The sequence below is a fragment of the Acidaminococcus sp. genome, from assembly GCA_022482815.1.
Classification (GTDB): Bacteria; Bacillota; Negativicutes; order Acidaminococcales; family Acidaminococcaceae; genus Acidaminococcus.
Genome location: JAKVOM010000001.1, coordinates 424355 through 448231 on the forward strand (window position 1 = coordinate 424355; position 23877 = coordinate 448231).

Annotated in this window: 14 protein-coding genes and 1 tRNA gene; 1 reads left to right on the forward strand and 14 read right to left on the reverse strand. The window is 44.0% G+C overall.

Translation table 11 applies throughout. The features are described from left to right. Positions 1-13: 13 nt before the first annotated feature. From LKE33_01830 to LKE33_01885, 12 genes are all read right to left on the reverse strand, one after another. On the reverse strand, positions 14-4960 hold the full coding sequence (locus LKE33_01830) for a phosphohydrolase (protein MCH3949666.1): 4947 nt from the start codon (positions 4958-4960) through the stop codon (positions 14-16). A 792-nt stretch (positions 4961-5752) separates the two neighbouring features. Beyond that, a complete protein-coding gene (locus tag LKE33_01835; protein ID MCH3949667.1) occupies positions 5753-6541 on the reverse strand; it encodes an ABC transporter permease in 789 nt (262 codons plus the stop codon). A gap of 21 nt (positions 6542-6562) precedes the next feature. Further along, positions 6563-7537, reverse strand: coding sequence for an ABC transporter ATP-binding protein (locus LKE33_01840; protein MCH3949668.1), 975 nt, complete (start codon positions 7535-7537; stop codon positions 6563-6565). A 970-nt stretch (positions 7538-8507) separates the two neighbouring features. Then, entirely contained in the window at positions 8508-11570 is a 3063-nt protein-coding gene (locus tag LKE33_01845; GenBank protein ID MCH3949669.1) for a type I restriction endonuclease subunit R, read from the reverse strand. An 18-nt stretch (positions 11571-11588) separates the two neighbouring features. Beyond that, positions 11589-12857 carry a restriction endonuclease subunit S gene (locus LKE33_01850; protein ID MCH3949670.1) on the reverse strand — a complete coding sequence of 423 codons (1269 nt, stop codon included), beginning with the start codon at positions 12855-12857 and terminating at the stop codon, positions 11589-11591. A gap of 10 nt (positions 12858-12867) precedes the next feature. Continuing rightward, on the reverse strand, positions 12868-14475 hold the full coding sequence (locus LKE33_01855; protein MCH3949671.1) for a type I restriction-modification system subunit M: 1608 nt from the start codon (positions 14473-14475) through the stop codon (positions 12868-12870). A 298-nt stretch (positions 14476-14773) separates the two neighbouring features. Then, positions 14774-15214 (reverse strand): hypothetical protein, encoded by a 441-nt coding sequence (locus LKE33_01860; GenBank protein ID MCH3949672.1) that lies wholly within the window; start codon positions 15212-15214, stop codon positions 14774-14776. Positions 15215-15220: 6 nt separating this feature from the next. Then, a complete protein-coding gene (locus LKE33_01865; protein ID MCH3949673.1) occupies positions 15221-16177 on the reverse strand; it encodes a relaxase/mobilization nuclease domain-containing protein in 957 nt (318 codons plus the stop codon). Next, positions 16104-16640 carry a MobC family plasmid mobilization relaxosome protein gene (locus LKE33_01870; GenBank protein ID MCH3949674.1) on the reverse strand — a complete coding sequence of 179 codons (537 nt, stop codon included), beginning with the start codon at positions 16638-16640 and terminating at the stop codon, positions 16104-16106. Before LKE33_01870 ends, LKE33_01865 begins: the two co-directional genes overlap by 74 nt. 348 nt (positions 16641-16988) lie before the next feature. Beyond that, on the reverse strand, positions 16989-18251 hold the full coding sequence (locus LKE33_01875) for a replication initiator protein A (GenBank protein ID MCH3949675.1): 1263 nt from the start codon (positions 18249-18251) through the stop codon (positions 16989-16991). 88 nt (positions 18252-18339) lie between these two features. Then, the gene (locus LKE33_01880; protein ID MCH3949676.1) at positions 18340-19575 is read right to left on the reverse strand and encodes a site-specific integrase; all 1236 of its coding nucleotides are present in this window, start codon (positions 19573-19575) and stop codon (positions 18340-18342) included. Between the two features lie 2 nt (positions 19576-19577). Next, on the reverse strand, positions 19578-19793 hold the full coding sequence (locus LKE33_01885) for a helix-turn-helix domain-containing protein (GenBank protein MCH3949677.1): 216 nt from the start codon (positions 19791-19793) through the stop codon (positions 19578-19580). Between the two features lie 115 nt (positions 19794-19908). On the opposite strand from LKE33_01885, the gene LKE33_01890 reads away from it, so the two are divergent. Continuing rightward, on the forward strand, positions 19909-20553 hold the full coding sequence (locus LKE33_01890) for a hypothetical protein (protein ID MCH3949678.1): 645 nt from the start codon (positions 19909-19911) through the stop codon (positions 20551-20553). A gap of 155 nt (positions 20554-20708) precedes the next feature. Here the strand turns inward: LKE33_01890 and LKE33_01895 are convergent. Then, a tRNA-Ala gene (locus tag LKE33_01895) sits at positions 20709-20784 on the reverse strand. A 343-nt stretch (positions 20785-21127) separates the two neighbouring features. After that, entirely contained in the window at positions 21128-23704 is a 2577-nt protein-coding gene (locus LKE33_01900; GenBank protein ID MCH3949679.1) for an autotransporter outer membrane beta-barrel domain-containing protein, read from the reverse strand. Positions 23705-23877: the final 173 nt, after the last annotated feature.

A 23877-nucleotide genomic window follows, 5' to 3' on the forward strand; every position in this document is an offset into this window, starting at 1 on the left:
TCCTTTCAGCAGGTTATTCGCCGCCCCGGTTCCGCTCGCTTTCGCTTTGCAGATTGAGGCCAAGTTCTCCCCAGCGCAGGCGCACCAGCCGTTCGATATCATTTTCGATAAAGCGCGTGGGATCCATGTTGGTATCAAATTTTACCCCGATGTCGATATCGGGAATGCGCGGTACGGTAATCACTTCGCCCAACCGTTTCAGCGTCAGACGTTTTTCATAAAGCGCCTGGTATTCGGCCTGGAGCGTTTCCATGATGAGTTTCGCGTTCTGCAGGCAGGTCAGGGAATAGATAAAGGCCGCGTCCTCGTCGCCGTGCCGGATAAATTCCGGTTTTACGTAGGGCAGGATCAGGTTGACGGACGGGTTCCGGTCGTAGCCGCTGTAGTTATTGGCATTGTCGATACTGTCGCCGCCGATGAACGGGTAGCAGTCTCTTTCATTCAGCCACATTTCGAGCGATGGCAGGAAATACGCGCATTCGCAGTGATATCCCTGCTGCGCCATGAGGTCCATGGCAAAACCGCTCATGACGCCGGCCAGTACCGCCTTGACCTCGACGTCGTTCTTTTTGAGGTACGGCGTCAGCATGCGCATGCGGTGTCCTTTTTCCAAAAGGTCGTCAATAAGGATGACGGGCCGATGGAAGGATTTGATGGTCTTTACCTGGTTATCTACCTTGGCATAGTGGTGAGCTTCCGCCAAGATAAATCCTTTCACGGCGCGGTTGAAGTACTTCTCGATATGAAGGGCTTTCGTCACCGTGTTCGGTACCAGGACGTCGCTCAGGGCCTTGCCGAACGGCACGGACATATACGGTCCCCGCCGCTTCTGCGGGTCTTCCGCCGTGGATACGCCGTTCAGGCGCGCCACCTTCTGGATGATCCGATAGTGCATGGCACTGGTATTAAAGGACAGGATCAGCTTGCCCGGATAGATTCGGCGCATGACGCCAAGCAGATTGTTGTGAGCTTTATCGAGGGCCCGCAGCACCCGTGGATTTTTGTTAAAAGGATTTTTGATGGTTGTTTCCACATCCCGGAAAAGTACGACCGGTGACTTGATGTGCACCGCGTAGAGAGGATGAGGCGAGCCTTCCGGAGCAATATCCACAAAGCCCTGACGCGTCAGCGCTTCCACCGTCCGTTCATTGTAGCCGGACGGATCAATCGGGTGATACACGACGTACGTAAAGTCGCGGTTAATCAGCTCGGTCATCATCTCCGCGAGAAGAATCTGTCCCGGATAGGAAATGCTGCTGTCGTCGCTGACGTAAAAATAACCGATGGCGGCAATGCGTCCGGAAGCTTCTTCCCTCACGTGTTCCGCCACCCGGGCGTCGCGGAATTCCACAAGAAGATTCTGCATAGGCACCTGGTGCACCGCGCCGAAAGCAATCACATGCTCGCCGCGGCCGCCCGTATTCACATACTGTGTGTAAACCCGCCGCGCGCCGTGACCGTCCCATTCCAGATAACGCTGGAGAAGCAAAGGATTCGCGCCGACACTGCTTATCATGGACTGCAAATGTGGCAGTTCTTCCCACGTGCGGGGTCGGAATTCTCCGATACCGATTTCCTGCGCTTCCAGCACATGCTTATAGGCCGGTTCACGCAGATACAGGTTATTGGCATAGATAAAGTTCTGGGCCACCGTGTCGATCAGGGCGGAAATGTCCCGGTTCTGGTCGATATTTTCACGGATACGTGTCGAACTGATATCTTCGTAGAATTTATCCAGTTTCAGATGAATGACGTCGCCCTTGATCAGTTTTTCCGTTGCTTTTTCCCTTGCCTTGGCCGGCGTAGTATCAGAATACCAGTTGGCCTGCTCACGGGTTTCCCGTTCAAAGATGATGTGATTGACGGAATGAATCGTATGGGGGCCGGGATCCTGACGGTAGGCGGAAGCATTTTCCACAACGTCGGACCCGACGGCAATATAGAGGTCCTTATCCGCAAAAATCTCTTTCAGCTTTTTGATATCGTCCGGGTTCGCAATGTTCACCGACAGGTTTTCGGAAAACGGGTAAATATTTTCCGTATCTGCCACGGACATATTCATGATTTTCCGCCGCATCAGGCGGGGCTGTGTATGCTTGGACCAGGAAAATTCATCAAGTGCCAGGTAAACGACAAAGCCCATATCCCTGATTCGCTTGGCCACGGCCTTGTGACCGCTGCTGAACGGGTCGAAGGTGCCGGGATAGAAGCAGACTTTCTGCTCCGGCGGGAAAACAAAATGACCATGGGCAAATTCAGACCAGCTGATAAAGCGGTAAATATGGTTCAGCACGGCCGCGTTGCTGTAAAAGTCCAGCATGTTTTCCGTATTTTCGTTGAGCAGTACCCAGATTTTCTTATAACTGTGCAGGAAGAAGAAATCCTTCCGGATTTCCGGCATCACAGGACTATGGAAAATATACGTACCGATATCGCGGAACGCGTCGCGGCTCAGCTCCTTGTCATAGTGGGCATAGGCCCGCAGCATGGCGTAAAGGAGCCGCAGCTGCCGCTTTTCGTTCTGTCCGTCGTCCTGGGGCATCTGTGCGGAAAAATCCTGGAAGTTTTCCAGCATCACGCCCATTGTGTTGACGGCTGACGTGGCGAGCTGGAAGTTTGTGGATTCGATTTCGTCCTGAAGGGTACTGATAAATTCATCAAGTTCTCCCGGACGCAGCTTCAGCGCCATCTTGCCGAGGTATTCCGGAACGTATTTGGCAATTTGCAGGTCCCCGATTTCGAGACCGTTAAAAAGTTCGACTGCCATTTCGTTGCGCTGGGAATAGGTCATGGAGTCGGCAATCGCCAGCAGCGCCTCACCCGCGGCCTGGCGCACGGCAAGATGTTCACTGACTTTCACGAGGTTGCAGAGGTGCATTCCGAGATGCATCCCGCTCTGCTGCTCTTTCTGCTGCAGCAGGGCATGGCACATGAGGTGGATATTGGCAATCTTGACCAGCCAGTGGGTACCGGTTTTGAGGTCTTCGAGAAAGAGGCTGCTTTCCCTTCCCTGGAACTGCTCCAGACCTTCCGGAAGGTTCATCGTCCTGAGCAGCTGCCGGATAAATTCCGTTTCGTCCAGCTCTTTTTTGAAGAGATGATGCATGCCGTAAAGGGCCGCAAGGCGCACAATCGTATTCTCCTCCTGTTGTGCTGCCTTGGCAAGGTATGCGCGCACGACCTGACAGAAACCCTCTGTCAGATCTTCCGGCCGCAGGGCAAGCAGTGCCTGCAGCAGCGTCATGCGTTCTTCCGGATCCGGCGACACAGCTTCATAGTACTTTTGCAGCACCTCAAGATAAGGCGCCGTCGGATTTTTGTCCTCGGCAATATTCGCGGCTGCTGTACCAATCCGTTCGTAACGCGTTGCCAGGACGGACCGGACAAAAGGCCCCAGGCAGGAACCGATCCAGTTCTTATGCTGCTGCGTATAGCGCCGGCCCGGGTTGATGATCTGCGCGACGAACTGGCTGAAGAGCGTCTGATTCGTCACTTTTTTGCGCGGCAGATTGACGCCTTTCGGCAGTTCCTTGGTGTAACGCTCGTTGAACCTCGCCACAATGCGTCCCATCAGCTCGGCTGCCTGCACCCGGATGTCTTCTTCGCGATGGCTCAAAAGTTCAAAGAGGAACTGCAGCGTCATCAGTTTCTGCTGTTCCGTCATGTACGTGGAATATTCCTCAAAGATGGTGATATACGTACGCAGGTTTTTCCAGTTCTGTTCACTGCGGGCCGCTTCGATGAGGTTGCCGAAGTCGCTCTCACTGCGGAAGATAGCCATGAGCTCGATGTTGTGGGCAATGGCGGTAAATTTCAGCTGCCGCACGACTTCTTCGCCTTCCATGAGGACTTTTTCCTTCCGCTTCACGATGCGTTCTCTCGCGGGAGCCTGGGCAAAATTATCGGGAAGCTCAGTCGTGACACCGAGTTCCAGCATGTAGTCCTCAAAGTCCGCGAGTTTGGCATAAACCCTCTGGTAACGCTGCCGTTTGGCATCGTCCACATTGTCGAGTTTGCTCAGGATGACATCAAAAGCTTCCTTCAGTGTGTAAAAATGGATGACTTCCTGATGCTTTTCATTGCGGGAACTCTTCACGCGGAAATCTGCATAAATGAGCAGCAGGGATTCTACGGACAGGTTCTCAAGCTCCAGATCCCACACGGAGTGGTTGGCGGCAATATGGCCCATCTGGGGCAGTCCCTCGCGTTCACAAAAGATATCCGTATAGTAATAGTGAAGGTAAGGAACGCGCCGTTCCTCCCCTTTTTTAACGCCATATTTACCCATGTCATGGACAGCCGCCGCACCGGCAATGAGTGCCACATCGACAGGAACACCCCGTTTGTGCAGCTGGCGCGCCATAAATGTCGCTACGTAGGTCACGCCGCCGATATGCCCCAGGGCGTTAAAGGGCGTCACCTCTGCAGCAAGGCGCATGTATTCGTAGATATAGTCATCCCGGACAAGCGTCCGTAAACGCAGATATTCCCGGGTGAAATGCTCTTTTTTGATTTCCTTGGCAGGGAGCATCTCAAAGTTGTACCGCGGATCGAAGGGAAGGTGCATCTTTTCGTAATGGTACAGCCCCCGCAGGATCTGCAGAAAAACGCGGCGTCCCGCTTCGTACCGGACAGCCGTATCCGCATTCTCCGGTTCCGTCGTTTCCGGGAAAATCTTCCGGAGTACATAGTTATAGCAGTCGACGAGCCACCCTTCCCGTGGCTCATCCGCGAGCACCGGCAGGTAATCCTGCAGAATCGGCAGCACGGCGCCCGCGGCAAACCGTCCGTTTGCGTCCGCAGCGGCTTTAAGACGGCGGCAAGCCGCCTTCAGGTGGTATTCCTGAAACTGTTCCTTTACCCCTTCCGGCGTCAGATTCATGGCTTTGCAAAACGCGGGAGCACTCAATGCGCCCAGCAGTGTCTCCCATAATGTACTTCTTTTTTTCGTATCTCTCATAAAAATTCTCCTCAAAACATTGAGAAAGGATTGATTTCATGGCTTTATTATAGCACCCGGAAGGAAGGCAGTGGATGGGAAATCGTGAGCAGATGGCAGTGGAAAGTGGATAGTGTGCAGGGGTTAGCGCACACGTGCGGGCAGCTGCCTTGGGGGATTCTTGAGAAAGATTACTGCGACAGTGAGTACAGCCTTCGGCAGAAAGGGACATCATCCGCCACAGAGACCTTCTTTCAAGCCGCTTGACGCGGCTTCGAAAGAAGGAGGGACCGCAGTCAGCGCTGACAATAGGAAGCGCTGACGAGTGCGGGGGATGATAGCTTTTTTTCTCACCTTAAAGATTCTATCCTCCATCGCAAGCGATTCTCCTCCTTTCGACGCCGCATTGCGGCGTGAAAGGTACTGCCGAAGCCAAACCTCCTGACGTCGGTTTGCCAAAAGAAAAAAGAAAAATAGAGGGTCATCAACCACCGCTGTTTCGGAAGGCCTGATGCCATCAGGCCTTCCTGCGGTCCTCCCCTCTTCAATGTCGCGGAGCGACGTCGAAGAGGGTCTCCATGAAGGTGCTTCTTTGGGACCTCCTTCCATGTAGTCGGAAGGAGGGGCCGCGAAGCGGCGGAAGATAGCATTTTTCCCCCACCTTGCGTATTTTACACACACAAAAGAGGCTGAGCCAGAATGCTCACGCATTCTTTCTCAGCCTCTTTCGCACCGCATCTGCGGCATTGGCACAGAAAAGTCATTGGAAGACTATAAAAAGGGAGTATGTAAATGATAGGTGAATTAGCAGTGTTAGCGGTTCACGCACATATGGTGGAAACGCTTGAATCCGAAGTAACCCATGATGAGGCTGCTGATGATAAGACCGGCGATGCTGCAGACAATCGGCATGCTGTCGATCTGCGGAGTCAAGGCGTACCGCAGTGCTTCGTTTGCATAAACGAGCGGGTTAATCAGAATAATCTTTTGGAAGATAGGAACGGCACCCAGGCTGTTCCAGGTGAAGAAGATGGCTCCGGAGAATACCATAGGCATCAGGAAGCCAGGGAACATAGCGGCAATCTGCATCGGTTTTACGATTGTACCTACGAGGAGGCCCATCGTAGCAGAAGCGATAGCGATCAAAATCAAGACCGGAACAAGCCACTCGATGCGGCCGCTTTGGATGACCAGGTTGACCTTATCGCCCATGAAGAAAGCAGAAAATGGCAGTACCAGGAGGCCGCCGATGAAGGCTTCAATGATGCCGACCAGCATCTTGGCATAAGCGACCAGGTTGGACGGAACAGGTGCCTGCAGACGATCCTCAATTTCATGCATATTGTTGAAATCCATCGTGAACGGAATAGCCGTACCGTGGATACCCGTAATCAGGATACTCATGCCGATCATACCGGCAAACATGTGCGTCGGGAAGGTCTCAGGAACCAGACCAATTTCAGGAAGTACATAACCATACGTAATAATCAGGATCAGCGGCAGCATAACCACGCGGAAAATGAATTCGCCTTTGTCGCGCCACTGTGCAAGCAAATCTCTATGAACCATGGCCCAGAAGGCACCGGAATAATGATTGTTCATAATAGTTTATCCTCTCTTTCCTTATTTCTCAGGGGCGTTCATTGCACTGCCCGTCAGGTATAAGAATACGTCATCGAGCGTACTGGTACTCAGGCTGATGTTCTGCAGCACCTTGTTACGGCCTTCCGTCCAGCGGATAATAGCATCGAAATCAGGCTGCTTGGTATCCATATAGAGCTGCAGCGTTCCGTTCTGGATTTTGGCCTGCTGTACGCCGTGAAGCGCGGCAGCAGCTTTGGCGTCATCGTCCGTAATCGAATCCAGTTTCAACGTGATGATGTTCTTGGAAGGAATCAGTGCCTTGAGCTGCTCGGAAGTGCCCAATGCTTTGAGTTCGCCGTGGTTCACAATGGCGATGTTCTCACAGAAACGTTCCGGTTCTTCCATGTAGTGGGTCGTCAGGAAAATCGTCGTACCTTGCTTATTGAGTTCCAGCATCTGTTCCCACAGGATTTCACGGTAGTTAGGATCAAGGCCGGTCGTCGGTTCATCCAGGAACAGAATGGAAGGCGTGTGCATCATAGCGCGGGCGATTTTGAGGCGCTGCGCCATACCGCCGGAGAATGAGGAAACGTAATCGTTCTGCCATTCGGCCAGTCCGAATTTTTCGAGGTATTCATCGGCCTTCTTTTCTGCCACCTTGTCATCCATGCCAAAGTATTTAGCATGGAACAACAGGTTTTCACGAGCCGTCAGGCTGCGGTCCATATTGTTGTGCTGAGCAACAACACCGATCTTGGCGCGGGCTGCGACTGGATTGCGGCGGGCATCGATCCCGTCGATCATGATTTCGCCGCCGTTAGCAGCAAGCTGCGTCGTCAGCATGGAAATCGTCGTGCTCTTGCCGGCACCGTTAGGTCCGAGGAAGCCGAAGATTTCGCCTCTTCTTACATTGAAGGAAATCCCTTTGACGGCTTCTACCGTATGGCCGCTCTTCATTTTGAACGTCTTTTTTAAATTCCTGACTTCCAGGATGTTATCGCTTTGCGCTGTCATTTTTTACTCCGCCTTTCTTATACATATCATAGGTATTTAAGTCTTGTTTTGTGTGTCTTTGCTTTACGGTCATTATAATATACCCTGTATAGGTATATGTCAAGAGATTTTTGAAAAATTTTCCTAGAATTTTTATAGGGATTTAAAATGGTGATATTTCCTTGCCATTGGCTTTCTTTATATCGCATATTTTCCGACCTTTATGAGAATTCGTAATGTACCCCTATAAGGTACGGGGTATGAAAATTTGATTAGAGGTTAGCGGCGAGTGGTTAGTACAATCGTGCGGGCAGATTGTTGGGAAAAACTTGAGGCAGCCAGCAGATAGCAGATGCAGGCAGCTGCAGTTAGCCGAAAAGCGCTTTTGGCAATAGATTGGTACTATCTTCCGTGGGCGACCCACGCAGCGAAAAAAGAGGCTGTTAAGAAATGCGTCCGCATTCTTAACAGCCTCTTTTAATTTTTTAATTGGTGGAGACAAGGAGGATCGAACTCCTGACCTCTTGCATGCCATGCATAGAGCGTATTATACGGCTTGTCCATCTACAACAAATAGTCTAATTTACCGTCTCAAACCACAAAATATTGAAGCAAGTAAGTCAAACAGGGTAATCAGGACAAGTAAAATATTTTGATAAGCTATCTAATTAGCTATCTGCCTATCAAAAAAATCGTCATTTATTACTATACTTTTAAATGTATATTTACTATTTCATGCTTTTAACACTCATCTAGCTTCTTTCTATGGTTTTCACTTTTAATACTTTTACTTTGTCATTATTTTATTAATCTTCTCTTTTTCTCTCCAATGCCCTATACGGAACAACCTATATTAGAAAAAAGCCTCTCAGATCGCATTCTAGAAAGCGTTCTAAGAGGCTTTTTTCAGCCGTTTAGGATTTAGGATTTCTCAAAGGAAGCAGATTCTCCTTTTCAGTGCCATCTCTGTGCATTAGAAGATATGTTTCCACTATCCAATCAACTGTTGTAATTTCTCCGTATAGAGTTTTCGTACTGCTTCAAGCAACAAGCGCCAATATTTCAAACCTATATCCGGATGTGTCTTACGATATTCTTTTACATTGCTTGCTTTTTTCAGTGCATCTTGGTTGACCTGTTTATCTTGCGGATCTTTGTTTACATCATACGTCCCAATAAAGAAAGCTAACGTATCCGGATCTACACACCATTCTTTTGCGAATGCATCAACTATGCCTTTTACTTTTGCCTGTACCCTGTCATTCATGATATCGGCAAAGTTTTGGTTCACGAATAGAGCTGGGTTATCTTGGTATTCTTTCCAAATTTCTTCCAAGATTTCTGCTCGAGCTGGATTGGTCTTGCGGAACCGTGCAATTTCTTCGTTAATCTCCTTAATAATCTTTTGAATTCTCGCACTTTGTCCAACGACAAGGGCAGACGCGTCCGCACGTGCAGCTTCCATGAGCTTTAAAATATAGTCTTCATCGATCTGATCTTTGTGATAGCAAAGAAGGTCGTAGTTAATTGCGGTATTAATGTCGGGATCATTAGAATCATTACCTTTAAATTTTTCTTTTATGTTAACGAATTTCCCGCCATAAGCCTCAATCAGATCATTATTGATATGATAATCCCTGACTAAATTCTTACTTTCAAATTCCGAGTAAACCTGCAAATCCGAATAGGCATTATCGAAATCTCTATATACCTTCAAAAATTCAATCTGTTGTTTCTTTGTCAGCGAATCGACTGCATCCGGTGTCGGTGCAACTTTCCGTAGTGCCTGAATTGCCTCACGAAACTTCTTTTCTGCTTCCCCCCAAGAAGGAGCCTGAACAAAGTTACCGCCTCCGGCAGAATAAAGAGTCATTGCGTGATCCACGGCTCGTTTGAAGTGTGCCGGTACTTGGAAAATAACAATCTGCCCAAATCTTTTCTGATTATCATACAGACGGTTTGTACGAGAGAACGCCTGAAGGATACTGTAAGAACGCATCGGCTTGCGGTCAACAAATAGCGTTGACAAAGACGGTGCATCAAATCCGGTTAGTAGTCGATCTACAACAATGACAATATCAAGCTGATTTTCCCGCACTTGATAATCGTCTTGCTTTCGAGCCAAACGGTCATTAACATTTACATTATAGGTATCAAGCTGTTCCATCGTATATGGTTTGCCAAACATCTCACTGTAATCCTGCAGTGCCTCTTTCATCTGATCCTGATTAAAAGAGCTATCATCATTATTTTCACTGACGGAGTACGTGATGGCAACCTTTGGAAAGTCGGATAACTTTCTTTTAATCTCATCACGAATGGTTACAGAGGGCTCTTTTCCCGCCTTTACCCGCTTAAACAGCTGATAATAGCGTTGTGCCTGTTTAATGGAACTCGTAGTAAGAATAGCCGTAAAAGTGTTCCCTTTGCCCCGATCCAAGCCCAGTTTCCCACTGGACTTATTGATGATAAAATCAACCACTTTCAGCATATGGTTTTCATCTTCATAGGCAGCATCGATGATTTTATTCTTCATCAGCACCGATTCCAAATCATACCCGTCTTCATCCTGCTCCCACGAAGTAATACCATTCTTTTTTGCCAGTTCTTCCATATCAAAGGTATTACGATATTCCACCTGAAAACCAAGAACGGAGCCATCGTGCAGGGCTTCTTTGATGGTATACCGATTCAGGCATTTACCATACTGTTCTTCCGTAGTTTTGGGGAGATCCCCGGGACTATCTTTTGCATCTTCACTGAAAATCGGTGTTCCCGTGAATCCAAACCACAAAGGGTTTGCAAAATATTTATTAAGCAAATCCTGAGCAACCGGCGACACAGCACGATGGCATTCATCTACGATAAACACCAGACGAAGATTATGGAGCTTCTCATATTTCTTTGAACCCTCCGGATACCGTTTCATGACAATCTGTAACTTTTGGATGGTTGTGACAATCACATCCCCATTCTTTGACTGCAGCTTTTTCACTAGATCACTGGTATTATCCGTTTTATTCACAGCGATTCTATCGCACTCGGCATATGCCTTAAATGCACCCGTTGTCTGGTTATCCAGATCCCTGCGGTCAACCACAAAGATCACTTTGTCAACACTGGGAATTTGAGTCAGGTAATGAGCAGCTTTATAAGCTGTGAGTGTCTTTCCTGATCCGGTTGTATGCCATATGTAGCCGGAATGTCTACCACCATCGGAATACGGATTGACTGCATCCTTTATGGCTTCAATGGCATGAATCTGATAGGGGCGAAGCATGATAAGCGCTTTACGCTCGTCATCTAGCACCGTATATTGAGAAACCATCTTGTGGGCAGCAGGAATCGAAAGTACCTCTTTTGCAAATGACAAATAATCATTAATCGGCTGATTGTTATCATCCAGCCAGACAGAAAGGAATTTTTCGTTAAGCCTTTTTTCAGAAGCGGCTGCAATGTACCGTGTATCTGCCCCATTGGAAACCACGAACATCTGAAGTGTGGAAAAGATATCAGTGAAAACCCCTTCCTTCAGATATTTTTTAATTTGATTGAAAGCTTCCTTATAGGGGTGACTGCGGTTTTTAAGTTCCACATGAATCATGGGAAGACCGTTGATAAACAGTGTCACATCGCCGCGGCGATTACAGCTCATCTTATCTTTTCGTTCAAATTCGATTTGATGCACCACTTCATATACCGAAGATCCGCCGGCAATATCAACTCTTTTGAAAACAATGGGACGTATGGTTCCCAAGCTTGCATCTTCCCGCTGTATACGTACTCGTGCAATACCATTTTCTCCCATCAGCCATTTCGCTGCATCATAAAACGTAGTAAATCGCAGTTGGTTCTGTACCTGGAGAAATTCTTTATCCGTCAAGGGGTGCTCATCAAACTTTTCTTTGTTATTGCGGACAAGAATATGACGGAAATTATCCCAAAGATCTTGAACGGTATGGATATCATCCCTAAATGTCCATTGGGACTCTTTTTCTGTGAGTTGCTCAATCAGATGTTTTCCAATACTTAGCTCAGATTCATATGTTGCCATTCAGAGTGCGCCTCCCACTTAACAAAACATGTTCTGGAGCAAGAATTTTTTCAGAGATTGCAGTTGTTCAATTTTTTGTTGCTGAAGGGTAATGATATTATCAAGTCTAATAAAAAACATCCCAATTTTGCTTTGTTCTTGTTCAGTTTGTGGAAATTTTACTAGCGTATCTCGTAAAGCACTTTTGGAAATTGAGGTAACTTTGATTCCCTGCATCAATGGTCTCAACTGATTATGATATTTTTCTGAATTAAGGTAAAATCCAAAATATCCTTGTGCAAAACGCTGCTTAGGTCTTAACGGAATTGTATGTAAGCCTGCAACTAACTTATTATCTACTGCTCCTACAATTTCAGTACATTTTCCTACAGTTTCGTCTTCGGCAGTATCAGCCATCACAATATCTCCGTTCCGCAAGATAGCATCTGATGGAACAGTTAGCGCTTTGTTAATATATGGAATTTTTTCTTTGGAAACATCAATAGTCTCTCCATATTTTATTAAAACATCACCATAGTGAATATTTTTATAAAGGCCACTTTCATAATTTAAATCAGCCCTAGAAAAGGTGTTGTTTTTTAAGAAACTAAACACCGCATCCAGCTTACGCTGATCCCAATCGTCAGTAAATCCCTTAAAACGAATTTTGGGGACACTTTCTCCCTCGTCAGGAAACATATTTTGGAGGAAATATGCTTTGACCTTTTTCTGTAGATCTAACCTACGCTGATGGAGGGAAACGACCTCATCAAGTTTTCGTAAGTATTTAGAAATTTCTTTTTGTTCGTTAATAGAAGGCAAACTTAATTTTATTCCCATAAATTCATCATAGCTAATATTTAACAGTCCGTCCATTCTTGCTCCCGATGAAATCAGCTTAGCCAATTCTCTATCAAGATTACCTGTTGCAAAATAGTATTCTATAAAATCAGCATCCCCATTTGTTATTTTAAAGCTATGATAAACTCTTGGTACTAGTGCTTCTTCATATGACTGTAATGAAAATACAGCTCCATATTTTTTAATCTTTGAGTTTCCATGATTATAAGATAATTCACCTTTATGCAGTAACGTATAATTTTTTTGTTCTTTTCCTGCGATATTTCCAGAAAATCTGTCCTCTTGATCCATCCAACCATTTGCTGCTGAAATTGTAAGTGTTGGCAAATCCATTCGTCCATCATTTCCATGAACTCTGATCGAAACGTCTCCCAATCTCTGTTGTTCCCAATTTCCAGTAAATTTCTTGAACCGTATTAATGGCACTTTCTTAGTTTCTTGTTTCACTGGATTCACCTCACTTCAACATCTGGAGAAATTTTTGCAATTCTTTAGCTTTCTTTTCATCTGTTGTTGTGAGTTCATTCATCATATTCAACAGTTCCTTTTCATTGACTTTGATCTGCTCATTGGTTTCCGTCATTTCCTTATTGAGCTCTCCCAAATCTATTTCCGGTTCCGGTTCAAAAGTATCGATATAACGGGGAATGTTAAGGTTAAACTCATTTTTTTGAATTTCTTCATACGTAGCCACATGACAGAACTTATCTACGTCTTTCCGCTCCTGATAAGCTGTAAAAATCCGTTCAATATTGGCATCCGTCATGATATTTTGTGGTTTGCCTCTTTCAAATTCTTTGCTGCCATCAACAAAGAGTACATCACGGCCCGGGCGGTCTTTTTTGAGAATCATGATAATCGTAGGAATTGCCGTTGAATAAAAGATTCCCGCAGGAAGCCCGATAACAGCATAAATAGCGCCTTTTTCTAAGAGCTTTTCGCGAATCTTACCTTCTGCAGCGCCACGGAAAAGCACACCGTGAGGCAGCACAATGCCCATTGTACCCGTGGATTTTAAATGATAAAAACCGTGCAGCAAGAAGGCATAATCCGCTTTGGATTTAGGAGCCAGTACACCATAGTCCGAAAAACGCGGATCCTGCAAGAAGCCTTTGTCAGCACTCCATTTTTGAGAATAAGGAGGATTCATCATTACGGCATCAAAATCCGTAATTTCATCAACAGGCCAGTCCTTATCCAGGGTATCACCATTCCGCAGATGCTGATTAGTAGCAGGAATGTTATGGATAATCATGTTCATACGAGCCAGGTTATATGTAGAAGTCTTGATTTCCTGGCCGTAGTAGGCAATAGAATCTTTGTCCTTGATATAGTTGTTTACGTTCAAAAGCAAGGAACCGGAACCCATTGCCGGATCATAGGCCGTAAACCCTTTTTTATCTATGTATTCTCGTGTTGCAATGCGCGTCAGTAATCTAGATACAGACTGCGGTGTATAGAATTCTCCGGCCTTCTGACCCATATCAGAGGCAAAATGACCAATCATATATTCGTAGGCATCGCCGAGGGTATCCGTGTTGCGACTGTCCAGATTGAGAGGTGCCAGTGCCAGCATCACGTTAGATATCATTTCATTGCGCTTTTGCGGAGTAGATCCGAGCTTAGTAGAGTACAAATCTACATCATCGAAAAGATGTCCCAAAAGCTCCGGATTTGATTGTTCTGCATCCCGAAATGCCTGATTCAATCGTTCCAGTTGAAATTTCCTTTGCTGAATTTCATCTACCAAGGCTGTAAATGTGAATTCTGGTTTGATTTCATAATCCATGTTCATTGAAAACAGCAAATCTTCATGGTAATCGCTGTCTGCATAGTATTTTTGATAGGCAGCTTGCCGTTGTGTTTCCGATGCCACATCACTTTTTTCAAGCTCTCCCGCATCCACTAGTGCATTAGCAGCATTTTCCAACACTTTATCAGACAAATGTTTATAGAAAATAAGACCAAGCGCATAATTCATATAATCAGCGGCGCCCATCGTCTGACGCATGACATTAGCAGAATCCCACAATACTTGCTCCAAACTCTTTTCTTCGTTTTCCATCTGCCGTTTTCTCCTTTGCAACGATTTATCATTTCACATTCATATCGTTATTACACCATTTCATTTTATCATATATTCTTCTTTGAACGAGTATTAAATAATGAGGGCTAGTGCGCGATTAGAAGAGCTTTTTTCGTTTTCGAGTATAAACTCTTGTATATACCAATTAAATTGCTCAAAATTGAAATTTCAGCTTGCTGATAGAAAATCCCTGCCAAGGCTCTTTTTGTCCTGGCAGGGATTTTTATTCGCAGTTTGGTAATTTGGGTTTTTGAGTTTTTCTTTCTGACTTTGCATACTACTTCTGTTGCTCAATTCTTTCTTTAGTCTCTAAATAAAGCTGTCGATTTTCTTCGTCATACCAAAAGACTCTTTCATTTTTCAAAATGGAATTGATGATATTCAATTCTTGCATTACGTCTTTTGACCTGCTATTCAGTACAAACAGGCAGAAAAAGCTAATAATAGAAGTGGCAAAGCAGAACAAAATAATGTATTTCAGCAGATTGATCAAAGCATCAGCTGTCGTTTTGATTGTTCTTGATATGTCGTTGGCGTTGACAGTAGCAGCGTTATCTTGTTTTTGAATCAAATTCTCCATTCTTTCGATTTTCTGATTCATCACTTGAATCTGTTGATTTAAGTGATTCAGTTCTTCTAACTGTGATTTTTGTTTCTGTACTTCCTTTTCTTTCACAATATCCTTTACTGTTTTTCCATCTGCATCTTTTAAAGCCATTAGAAATTACCTCTCATAATCATTTCCACGGTTCCGTCTTTCCTGTTTCTCAAATTCGTTTGCCAATGCGTTGGCAGCTGCGGGATCTTCTTCATTCGTGAACTTCTTGATAATTTTTCTTGGAAGTGGTGTTTTAACTTTAACCTTATAGAATGGTCTAGGTTTATGAAGCATAAAGGGTCTTGGCTTTTTATGAAGCCTTTTCGTTTGGGTCTGACTAATATCTTTTCCGTAATATTTTAAAATACCTGGCTTATCATATTCTGTCCCTAGTTTCTTTCCCCTGACCTTCATTCCGGAGGGGTGAACATATGTCATACCCCGACCGTTGTATCTTGTTACCTTAATTTTCCATCTATCATTTAATACTTGTTTGAATTCCTCATAAGATTTTGTTTCGGCTTTTGTCAGGTCTATTACGTCTCTCAATTCCTGTTTCCAAGAATCTTTTCCGTGCTTCATTACCCAATATTCGCCATTGGCAAAATGCCGTCCATTTGTTTTTATTTCACTGATGCCACGTTCTTTTGCTAACTCGTTCATCATTGTTTTCATCGCTGCAAGGTCATTCTTGTTGACCTGAAGCTTTTTCCCATTATTGAAATTTACGGAATTAATGATGATGTGATTGTGAAGGTGATTGGTATCAGTGTGAGTCACAACTACAAATTGAAAACCCTTTTCTCCGAATTCTTTTTCAGCAAATTTATATCCAAGTTCATTAATCTGTTTCGGGGTAACGTTTGGGGTTTCTTCCGGTGATATGGAATAAATGTAATGATAATATCGGCAGCCATTTTCCTTACCGTGAACGAATTGAACCGTATTGAAATCATGAGCAAACTTTTCCGGAATAACCTCATAACCGCTGATCAAATCATCTCTGGTCTTACTTTCCTGAAGCAGATACTTCTGTATATCCGTTGGATCCCTTTTGCTCGATAATGCTTTTAGAATTGCCATTTTTTCTCCTTCTCAATTTCGTTTCTTTACTAAGAAATCTCACGAGCTTTGAATTTTTCTTCAGATATCCTAATTCGATACCTTCATTGAGTAATGTTTCCAGTTCTTTTTGTTGTTGAATCAATTCTTTATAAGCTGCATGAAGCTCTTTGTCATTTTCTTTTATTGTTTCCATCAATTTACTTTGCCAACACTCTATTTCAGATATGTATTTCAAAACTTTTTCAACATCTTCCTGTTGGCATCCCGCTTGATTCATCTTTTTAACGGCTTGATTGAGATTGACTCCTATTCGTCTCAATTCATCAATTGTCGTTGTATATAGATTTTCAATTTCATTAAAGGGTACTAATGCTCTTGTACGAATGAAATCTGCAATTCTTTTGTTTGTAATTGCAGCAAACGTTTTAATTCGTTCATATTCTTTTTCGCTGACTCTGGTATAGATTCGAATATCTTTCATAAAATAATTCCCTTCTTTCGTTTGGGGATTCTAAAGGGGCGAAGCCCTTTTAGCAGGATGTCCTTTGGAGCGAAATGTTAATTGTCGCTCTAAAGGACTAATCCTGCAATAACTACATCTCTCCTTATAAAATGGACTTCCTTTTAAATAATTGGAAAATCAAATTATAAATTCTTTTGTCCTTAGCATCTGCATAAAATGTTGTGTCAAGATCGGAGCTGCATGGCAGCGACATGGTCTTGACACAACATTGTTGCAGATAAAATAAGGCAAGGGAATTTATAATTTAACCTATAATTGATTCAATCGTTGTTCCGGTGCTTATGCTTTGATGTTAATTTCATGACTTTACGCGCATGTGCCTACATTGCTTTTCAACGAGGCCCATGCTTGGTCCAATATTTTGATATTGCTTTTTTCTCGACCGGTGAAGAAAGATTTATCTTCAAGTATTTTTCTTACACTGGCTTCATCAAATTTAAATAGCAGGTACTTTAACCCACGTTTAATTGGTGGAGAAAAATATCCGTGGCAATACTCTTCCCATTCTTGGATACGTTCATTGATTTTGCGAAGCTTCTCGTTAGGAATACACGGAGGTTCTGTGTTCAGATATTGCATCAGCGTCGATTCTGTTTGAAAATTCTTCGTCTCTTCCTTGTGCGTTTGTAATATTTGAGGCTCATTCTTTTGCAATTCGGCTATACATTTCTTGATTCTATCTTCGTGGAGCTTTTTCAGCATGCTTTCCTCTTCTCTCTTTTTCAGCACACTGATAACATAGTTCAAACTTTTTTTATTGTTACGAACACTAATGATCATGCTCTCCATGACTTCTTCAGCACCGTACTGTACTTCAAGTTCATGTATAGTTTTCCGTTCAAATGAGCGGATTTTTTTGGCTGCAATATTTTCCTGATAAAAAGATAGTAACGAGGATAAGTCTATTATTTCTTTATTTTTATTTTCTTTTATTTTTTTAGATATATCTTTTTCTAATATATTCTTCTTATTTATTGGGGTAATGTTTTTTACATCGTGGGTTGAATTTTTTAACGGCTCGTTTAAAGTTTCTTTACTGCCATGCGTTAATTTTTTTACTATCTCCAGTAAAGTTTCTATACTATTGGGAGTTAAAATTTTTAATACCTCCAGTAAAGTTTCTATACTACTAGGGTTTAAATTTCTTAATCCCTCTAGTATATTTTTCTTACATGGGAACTCGTTATCTAATGGGGCTGCCAGGATTTTTCCATTATCCCAATTTTCTTTATATATAGGATTCACATAGATCCGATTTGCATATCCCCTTCCGTATGTTATTACTAGAATTAATCCAACTTTTATGAGTTTTCTTATCGACTTCACACATGTTGGATGTGAAATATGAAGTAGCTTTTCTAAATCAGCTTCAGCATAATACACAAAAGGCCTGCCATCCTCATCTTGAAATTTATTATTCTGCTCCGAAAGACGTGCTCGACATGCTAAAATTCCATATATAGCTATATCGATCAGCGTTAATTCCTTATATTTAGGATTTTCTAATAAGAAACTAAACAAGGGGTAAAATCGCACACCACTAGAATTACCATTTTGAGATTTCAACATGTTTCCTCCTTATCATTAAAATGCAGAATGTAGTTGATAAACTTGGAGCATAATGATAAGATGAAAAGAACGATAGAGGTTGACTCTTTTAATCGTTCTTCTTTGCCCCAACAGATGGTGCCACATTTGTTGGGGTATTTTTATGCCATTTTTCGATTACATCAACTGCCATTTGCTGCATTGTAGGCAAAACAGATACGTAGATGCGCATAGTCATAGCAACATCTTTATGTCCTAATCGTTCACTTACAACCTTTACAGGAACACCTGACGCTATTAACTGCGTGGCATGTGTATGCCTTAATGAATGAAACCCGAGTCCCGGCAATCCGGCTGCATCGGTCAGCATCTTCCATTGTCTGCTCCGGAAATTATTGACACTGAAAGGGGTTCCAACTTGCGAAGTGAAGACCAAATTATTCATATGCTGAACAATGCCGGAATTCTCGTTCATATATCTTGCTTGATAACTTCTCCACGTTTTCAAGATAGCTACGGTATCCGTATCCAACAAAATATTTCTCACACTATTGCGTGTCTTGGGGGTGGATAATCTTCCGTTAGGCATTAAATTATGTCTGACATGAATCAATGAATTGTTCAATTCCATGTCCGGCCAACAAAGTCCAAACACTTCCCCTCTGCGCATGCCGGTTCTGGCAGCAAGAACAACGGCTACATATATTTCTTTTTGAAGATATTCTCCAAAAGGATCATCAGTAAAACTGTAATAAGTTCCTAATTTGGCTTCGTTCAACAATTTGTTTAGTTCTTCTCTGTTCAGGGAACGAATTTCACGAGGTTCTTCCTTCAGAAGTCGTACTCCATTCAAGGGGTTTTTCAAGGCAAAGCCATTTTTTACAGCCCAGGCTGCCATTGTCCGCCATGTATTTCTTATTACATTGCAGGTTCGTGCGCTTAACTGTTTTGTGTTTTTAGACGGTCTCAAATAGATGCGATTGATCCATCTTTTGATTTCCATTGGATGTAATGATTCAAGCGTTCGGTTTCCAAATTGAGGCACTACAAAGTTTTTCATCATGGACTTGTATAAATTAAACGTGCTTGGCTGCAGACTGTTTTTGATAGCGGATAGCCATATATCAGTTAATTCAGCAACATTTTTCTCGGGTTCGGTTAATAAAACGCCTTTTTCAATTTCGCTTTTCCACGTTTCTATCCGCTTTTTCAGTTCTTTCCGGTCAATCGAGACAAAAGTTTTACGTTTCTTCTCCCCTTGCCCGTTTGTATACCATTCCTGAAACACATATTTTTTCCGTCGTTTATCAAAGAAAATCGTTCCCTCGCCTTTTATAGACCTCATTTTTAAACGATTCCTTCTTTAATATTCATTTGACCATCAGCAAATTCGATTTTCTGTTTTACCCAATACGCAGGAATATAAATACGGCGACCAACCCGCATTGCCGGAATTGCTCCGTCATGAATTAAATTTAACAAAGTGCTTTTGCTGATTTCCTTGTTGAAGATTTCAATTCTTACTTGTTCCGGCGTCCAAAATTTTCTTTCTTGTTTTTCCATATTTTTTCTACTCCTCTCATGGTATAATTTTAAATAGAACAGTTTAATATTTGACCGAGTTTTTCGGTTATTTATATTATATGACCGAGTTTTTCGGTCGTCAAGGGGTTCTGTTATGGATATTAAAGATATTTTTTCCAGGCGTTTTATTTTATTAAAAGAATGCTATCGGCTTTCTTATAGTCAAATAGCGGATATTATCGGTGCTAAAAGTAAAAATACTGTCAATGATTGGGTAAAATCTCAAAAGGGATTTCCAAATGAAACGATGCTTGTAAACATCAGTCAGGTTTTTGCCGTTAGCTTAGACTGGCTTTTGGGAAATGTAGAATATCCATATAGAGAAGATTTCTTAAGGAAATTGGAAAAACAATATGTTTTACCGTATTATGAAGAATCTCTACGTATCAACTCGGGCATGGCAATTCTAGCTCCAAATTTAGAAATTGAGTCTTCCTCTTGGGAAACTCATTTTTCAATTGGGCAGCGTGCTAATTTGATTTTCTGTGCAATGTCAGATATTTATCTAACGGAAAATGAAATAAAGAAACTACCGGAAGTTCCGCCGACAAGTCCTTATTACGCAGGGGCTGACGATACACGAAAAGCTGCTTTAAAACATTTTGGGAGTGCTTTGATCAATGAGGGAGATTCCTTCTGGTTCAAAGGAATGAAAAGTATATCTGATTTACTCAGGGGAAACATTACCAAAGAGGATTATCCACCATTTGATTTGGAAACTGCTATCAAAAATGAATAAAAATACAAAAAAAAAGAGGAAGAGAATCAAAATTTAGGTTGATTCTCTTCCTTTTTTAAATGATAAGCTATCTGATAAGCTATCCGGTTGACTTTTTCGAGTAAGCAAAAAAAATCCATGCAGCCCGAAAGCCGCATGGATACTACGTTTTTAATTGGTGGAGACAAGGAGGATCGAACTCCTGACCTCTTGCATGCCATGCAAGCGCTCTCCCAGCTGAGCTATGCCCCCAGGTGCCTTGTTTTCACAAAGTACTTAATAAGTATATCGAAAAGGACATATGTTGTCAATGAGAAAATTGGGGAAGATCAGCGCAAAAACGAGCAAAGTTTTTTAATTTATTGCATTTTATAGATGTGCATGAAATAGCCCCAGATGCGCGAAAGGCGGGCTTGGGGCACAGAAGATGTACACAAATAGTACCTCGATGGGTCACAAGCCCGCCTGACAAAGCAGATGGAGTTATTTCATGCGCAGAGATAAAATGCCTCCTCTGGTCTTTCCGCGTGCCGGTGAACGAAGGCCAGCCGAAGTGGTGCCGGCACGCGGGCGAAGCTAAAATGCATTACCTTAGTTAGAAGCTATATCTATAGCCGATACCCCACTGCCACGGCGTTGTAACGTCTCCGCCATAGGTTTTTTCGACATCGATGTACAGATGGCTTGCCTTGCTGAGGTTCAGGTTGGCACCGATGCCAACTTCCCACCAGCCGCCGCCAATATCATCGCTGTACTTTGCTCTGGTGCCATTGTAGTTCATGGTCACATCAGATTCACCGTCAAAGTCATAGAGGTAAGAAGCTCTTGCATAGAGATGACCGGCTTTGACGTCTTTGCCAAGAGCAAAGCCCAGGCGTCCCACAAAGCTGTCCATGCTGTCGTGGTGAACTTTGACGCCACGTTTCGTCGTGTAGTCAGCACTATCCACGGTGCCATAGGTCAATTCAACCTGCGGTTCGATCCAGAAACCGTTATTGCCATGGAAACGCTTGCCATATTCAGCGCTGAAGCTGAAGGCATCGTTGTCGTAATCACCGCTGCCGGCGCCGCTGTTTACATGGTATTCCGTATCCATGTGAGCATACTTACCGATTAAATCGACGAAGCTGCCGTCATCGCCCAGCCAGGATCCGTAGATCGCAAATCCGTCATGATCATTATCGGCATTGCCGCGGCTGAAGCTCGTCGTGCCGTCGGTCTTGCTGTAAGCAGCGCCGAGGGTCCAGTTCTTACCGATCTTGTGGTCATAACCTACTTGATAGTAATTGTACTGGTTCTTCATGTTTCTGAGGCCGTATTTAGCTTCACCGCGAACCATTCTGGCCCATACGCCCTGCTGTCCTTCGCTGTCGCGGAGTTCGCCGAGACGTTTATTCATGTCGTTATTTTCCTGACGCCAGGTCATGAGGTTCATTGCGGAGAGAGCTGCAATGCCGACGTTCGTCTGGTTCGGCGTGTAGGAATTGTTGTTCCATACGACCTGACCGTTAACCACATCAAAGTTATACGCACCGGAAATAACGCCTTCATCCGTCGTAATCTTATCCGCTGCGGAAGAATTGCCAACGGAAACTACATTAGCGAGTTTCTGGGCATTGCTGTGATCCGTAGTGATGGCATCGGCAATGTCGCTGGTACCATGAACCGTCAGGTTGCTGCTGTTATCCGTACCGATTGTGACTTTGTTGTCCAGGCTGTTGGTATTGACCGTCGTGTCAGAACCGGACAGGGTGCCGATCGTAACCTTCTGGTTGTCGCCGTTGAGGTTCAGGTTCGTATTGTTCAGTACAGCCGTAGTGGAAGTTACAGACGTACCATCGTTATTTACGTTGATGGTGCTGTCATCGGAAGTCAGGTTATCAAGTGTCGTAGTGCTGTTGCTGACGTTTAACGTGCTGTCAGCAAGGGTAAGCGTAGTGACTTCGTCATTGCTGCCTGTGATATCGACCGTACTGGAAGCAGCATCCACACCCGTAATTGCCGCACTGTCACCATTCACATTGACAGTACTGCCGTTCGTGGCATCAATCGTCGCATCGACAGTATCGCTGTCGCCGTTCAGGTTAATCGTGCTGGCATCAAGAGAAAGCGTACTGACTGTCAATTTCTGGTTGTCAGCAGCCATATTCAAGGTACTGCCGTTTGTCATATCCAAGGTACCGGCAACCAAGTCGGAATCGTCATTTTGAATATTGATCGTGCTGGCGTCCGCAGTCAGCGTATTAACGAAGGAGTCACCCGTATCATTCCAGATAGCTCCGTCTGCCATGGTCAAGGCTAGGTATCCGCCACCCTTATGAGTGTCATCGACCTCAGTCAATTGAGGTGCAATCTCGCCGGAACTGGTTTTCATGTAAGAACGCCCAGTCCAGGAAGAATCAGAGCCGGTCAAATTAAGGTTCACATAAGCATTAATGATTTTACCACTTACAGCGTCATCAGGTGTTTCGAATAAGATGTCCCCGTTAATGACCGTAGAATGAGCTCCATCTGTGTTGATATTTGTCGTGGCATAGCCGCGCGTATCAATCGCAAGGGGAGCTGTCAAGTTTAAATCACCATTAATATTGACCTGCCCATTAGATAAAGCGACAATACCTTGATTAGCAGAAGTAATATTAATTTTGTCCGCCGTCAACTTCACAGACGCAGTATCTTCGGAAGCCTTTTCATCACTAGTATTGTTCTGAGCCCAGACTGCTCCCGAACTATCATCCTTTGAATCGTTTGAAATATTAATGGTATTTGCACTGATAGTGACATTTGCACCGGTAATGGCCCGCACGCTGGGGAGAACATCATCATTAGTACTGATAGAAACGGTACCGGTACTACTGATATTAATTTTACCTCCACTTTCCGCATCAAGTAATTTTGAAGTAACGGAACCAGCTGTAATCGATGCAGAACCTCCTTGTCCTACGGAAAGTACAGAGTACTGATCACTACCGGCTCCTTCGAAAGTTCCAATGGAAATCGTGCTTCCTGAAGCGTCAACTGTGTGAGCTTCAGTATACTTGACTGTCTCGGAAACTGTTTCGCCATCCTGTGTAATCGGGCCTACTTTGCTCCACCCAGCGCTGGCAATCCCAGGAATTGCCATTAAACTTGCCAACACAGCCGCTTTCAATACCATATTCTTTTTTACCACAGTGTGTCATCCTCACTTTTTATAATTTTTCCCCGCTGCTCCCTTCACTGCTTTTGCCGGCCGTGCAAAAGCAGCAAAAGAAACAACTTATTTATATGAAGAAACCCCGGTACACGCTCGTAAAAGGTACGAAACCATCACGAACGCTCCTTGGCTTCACCATATTTAATATA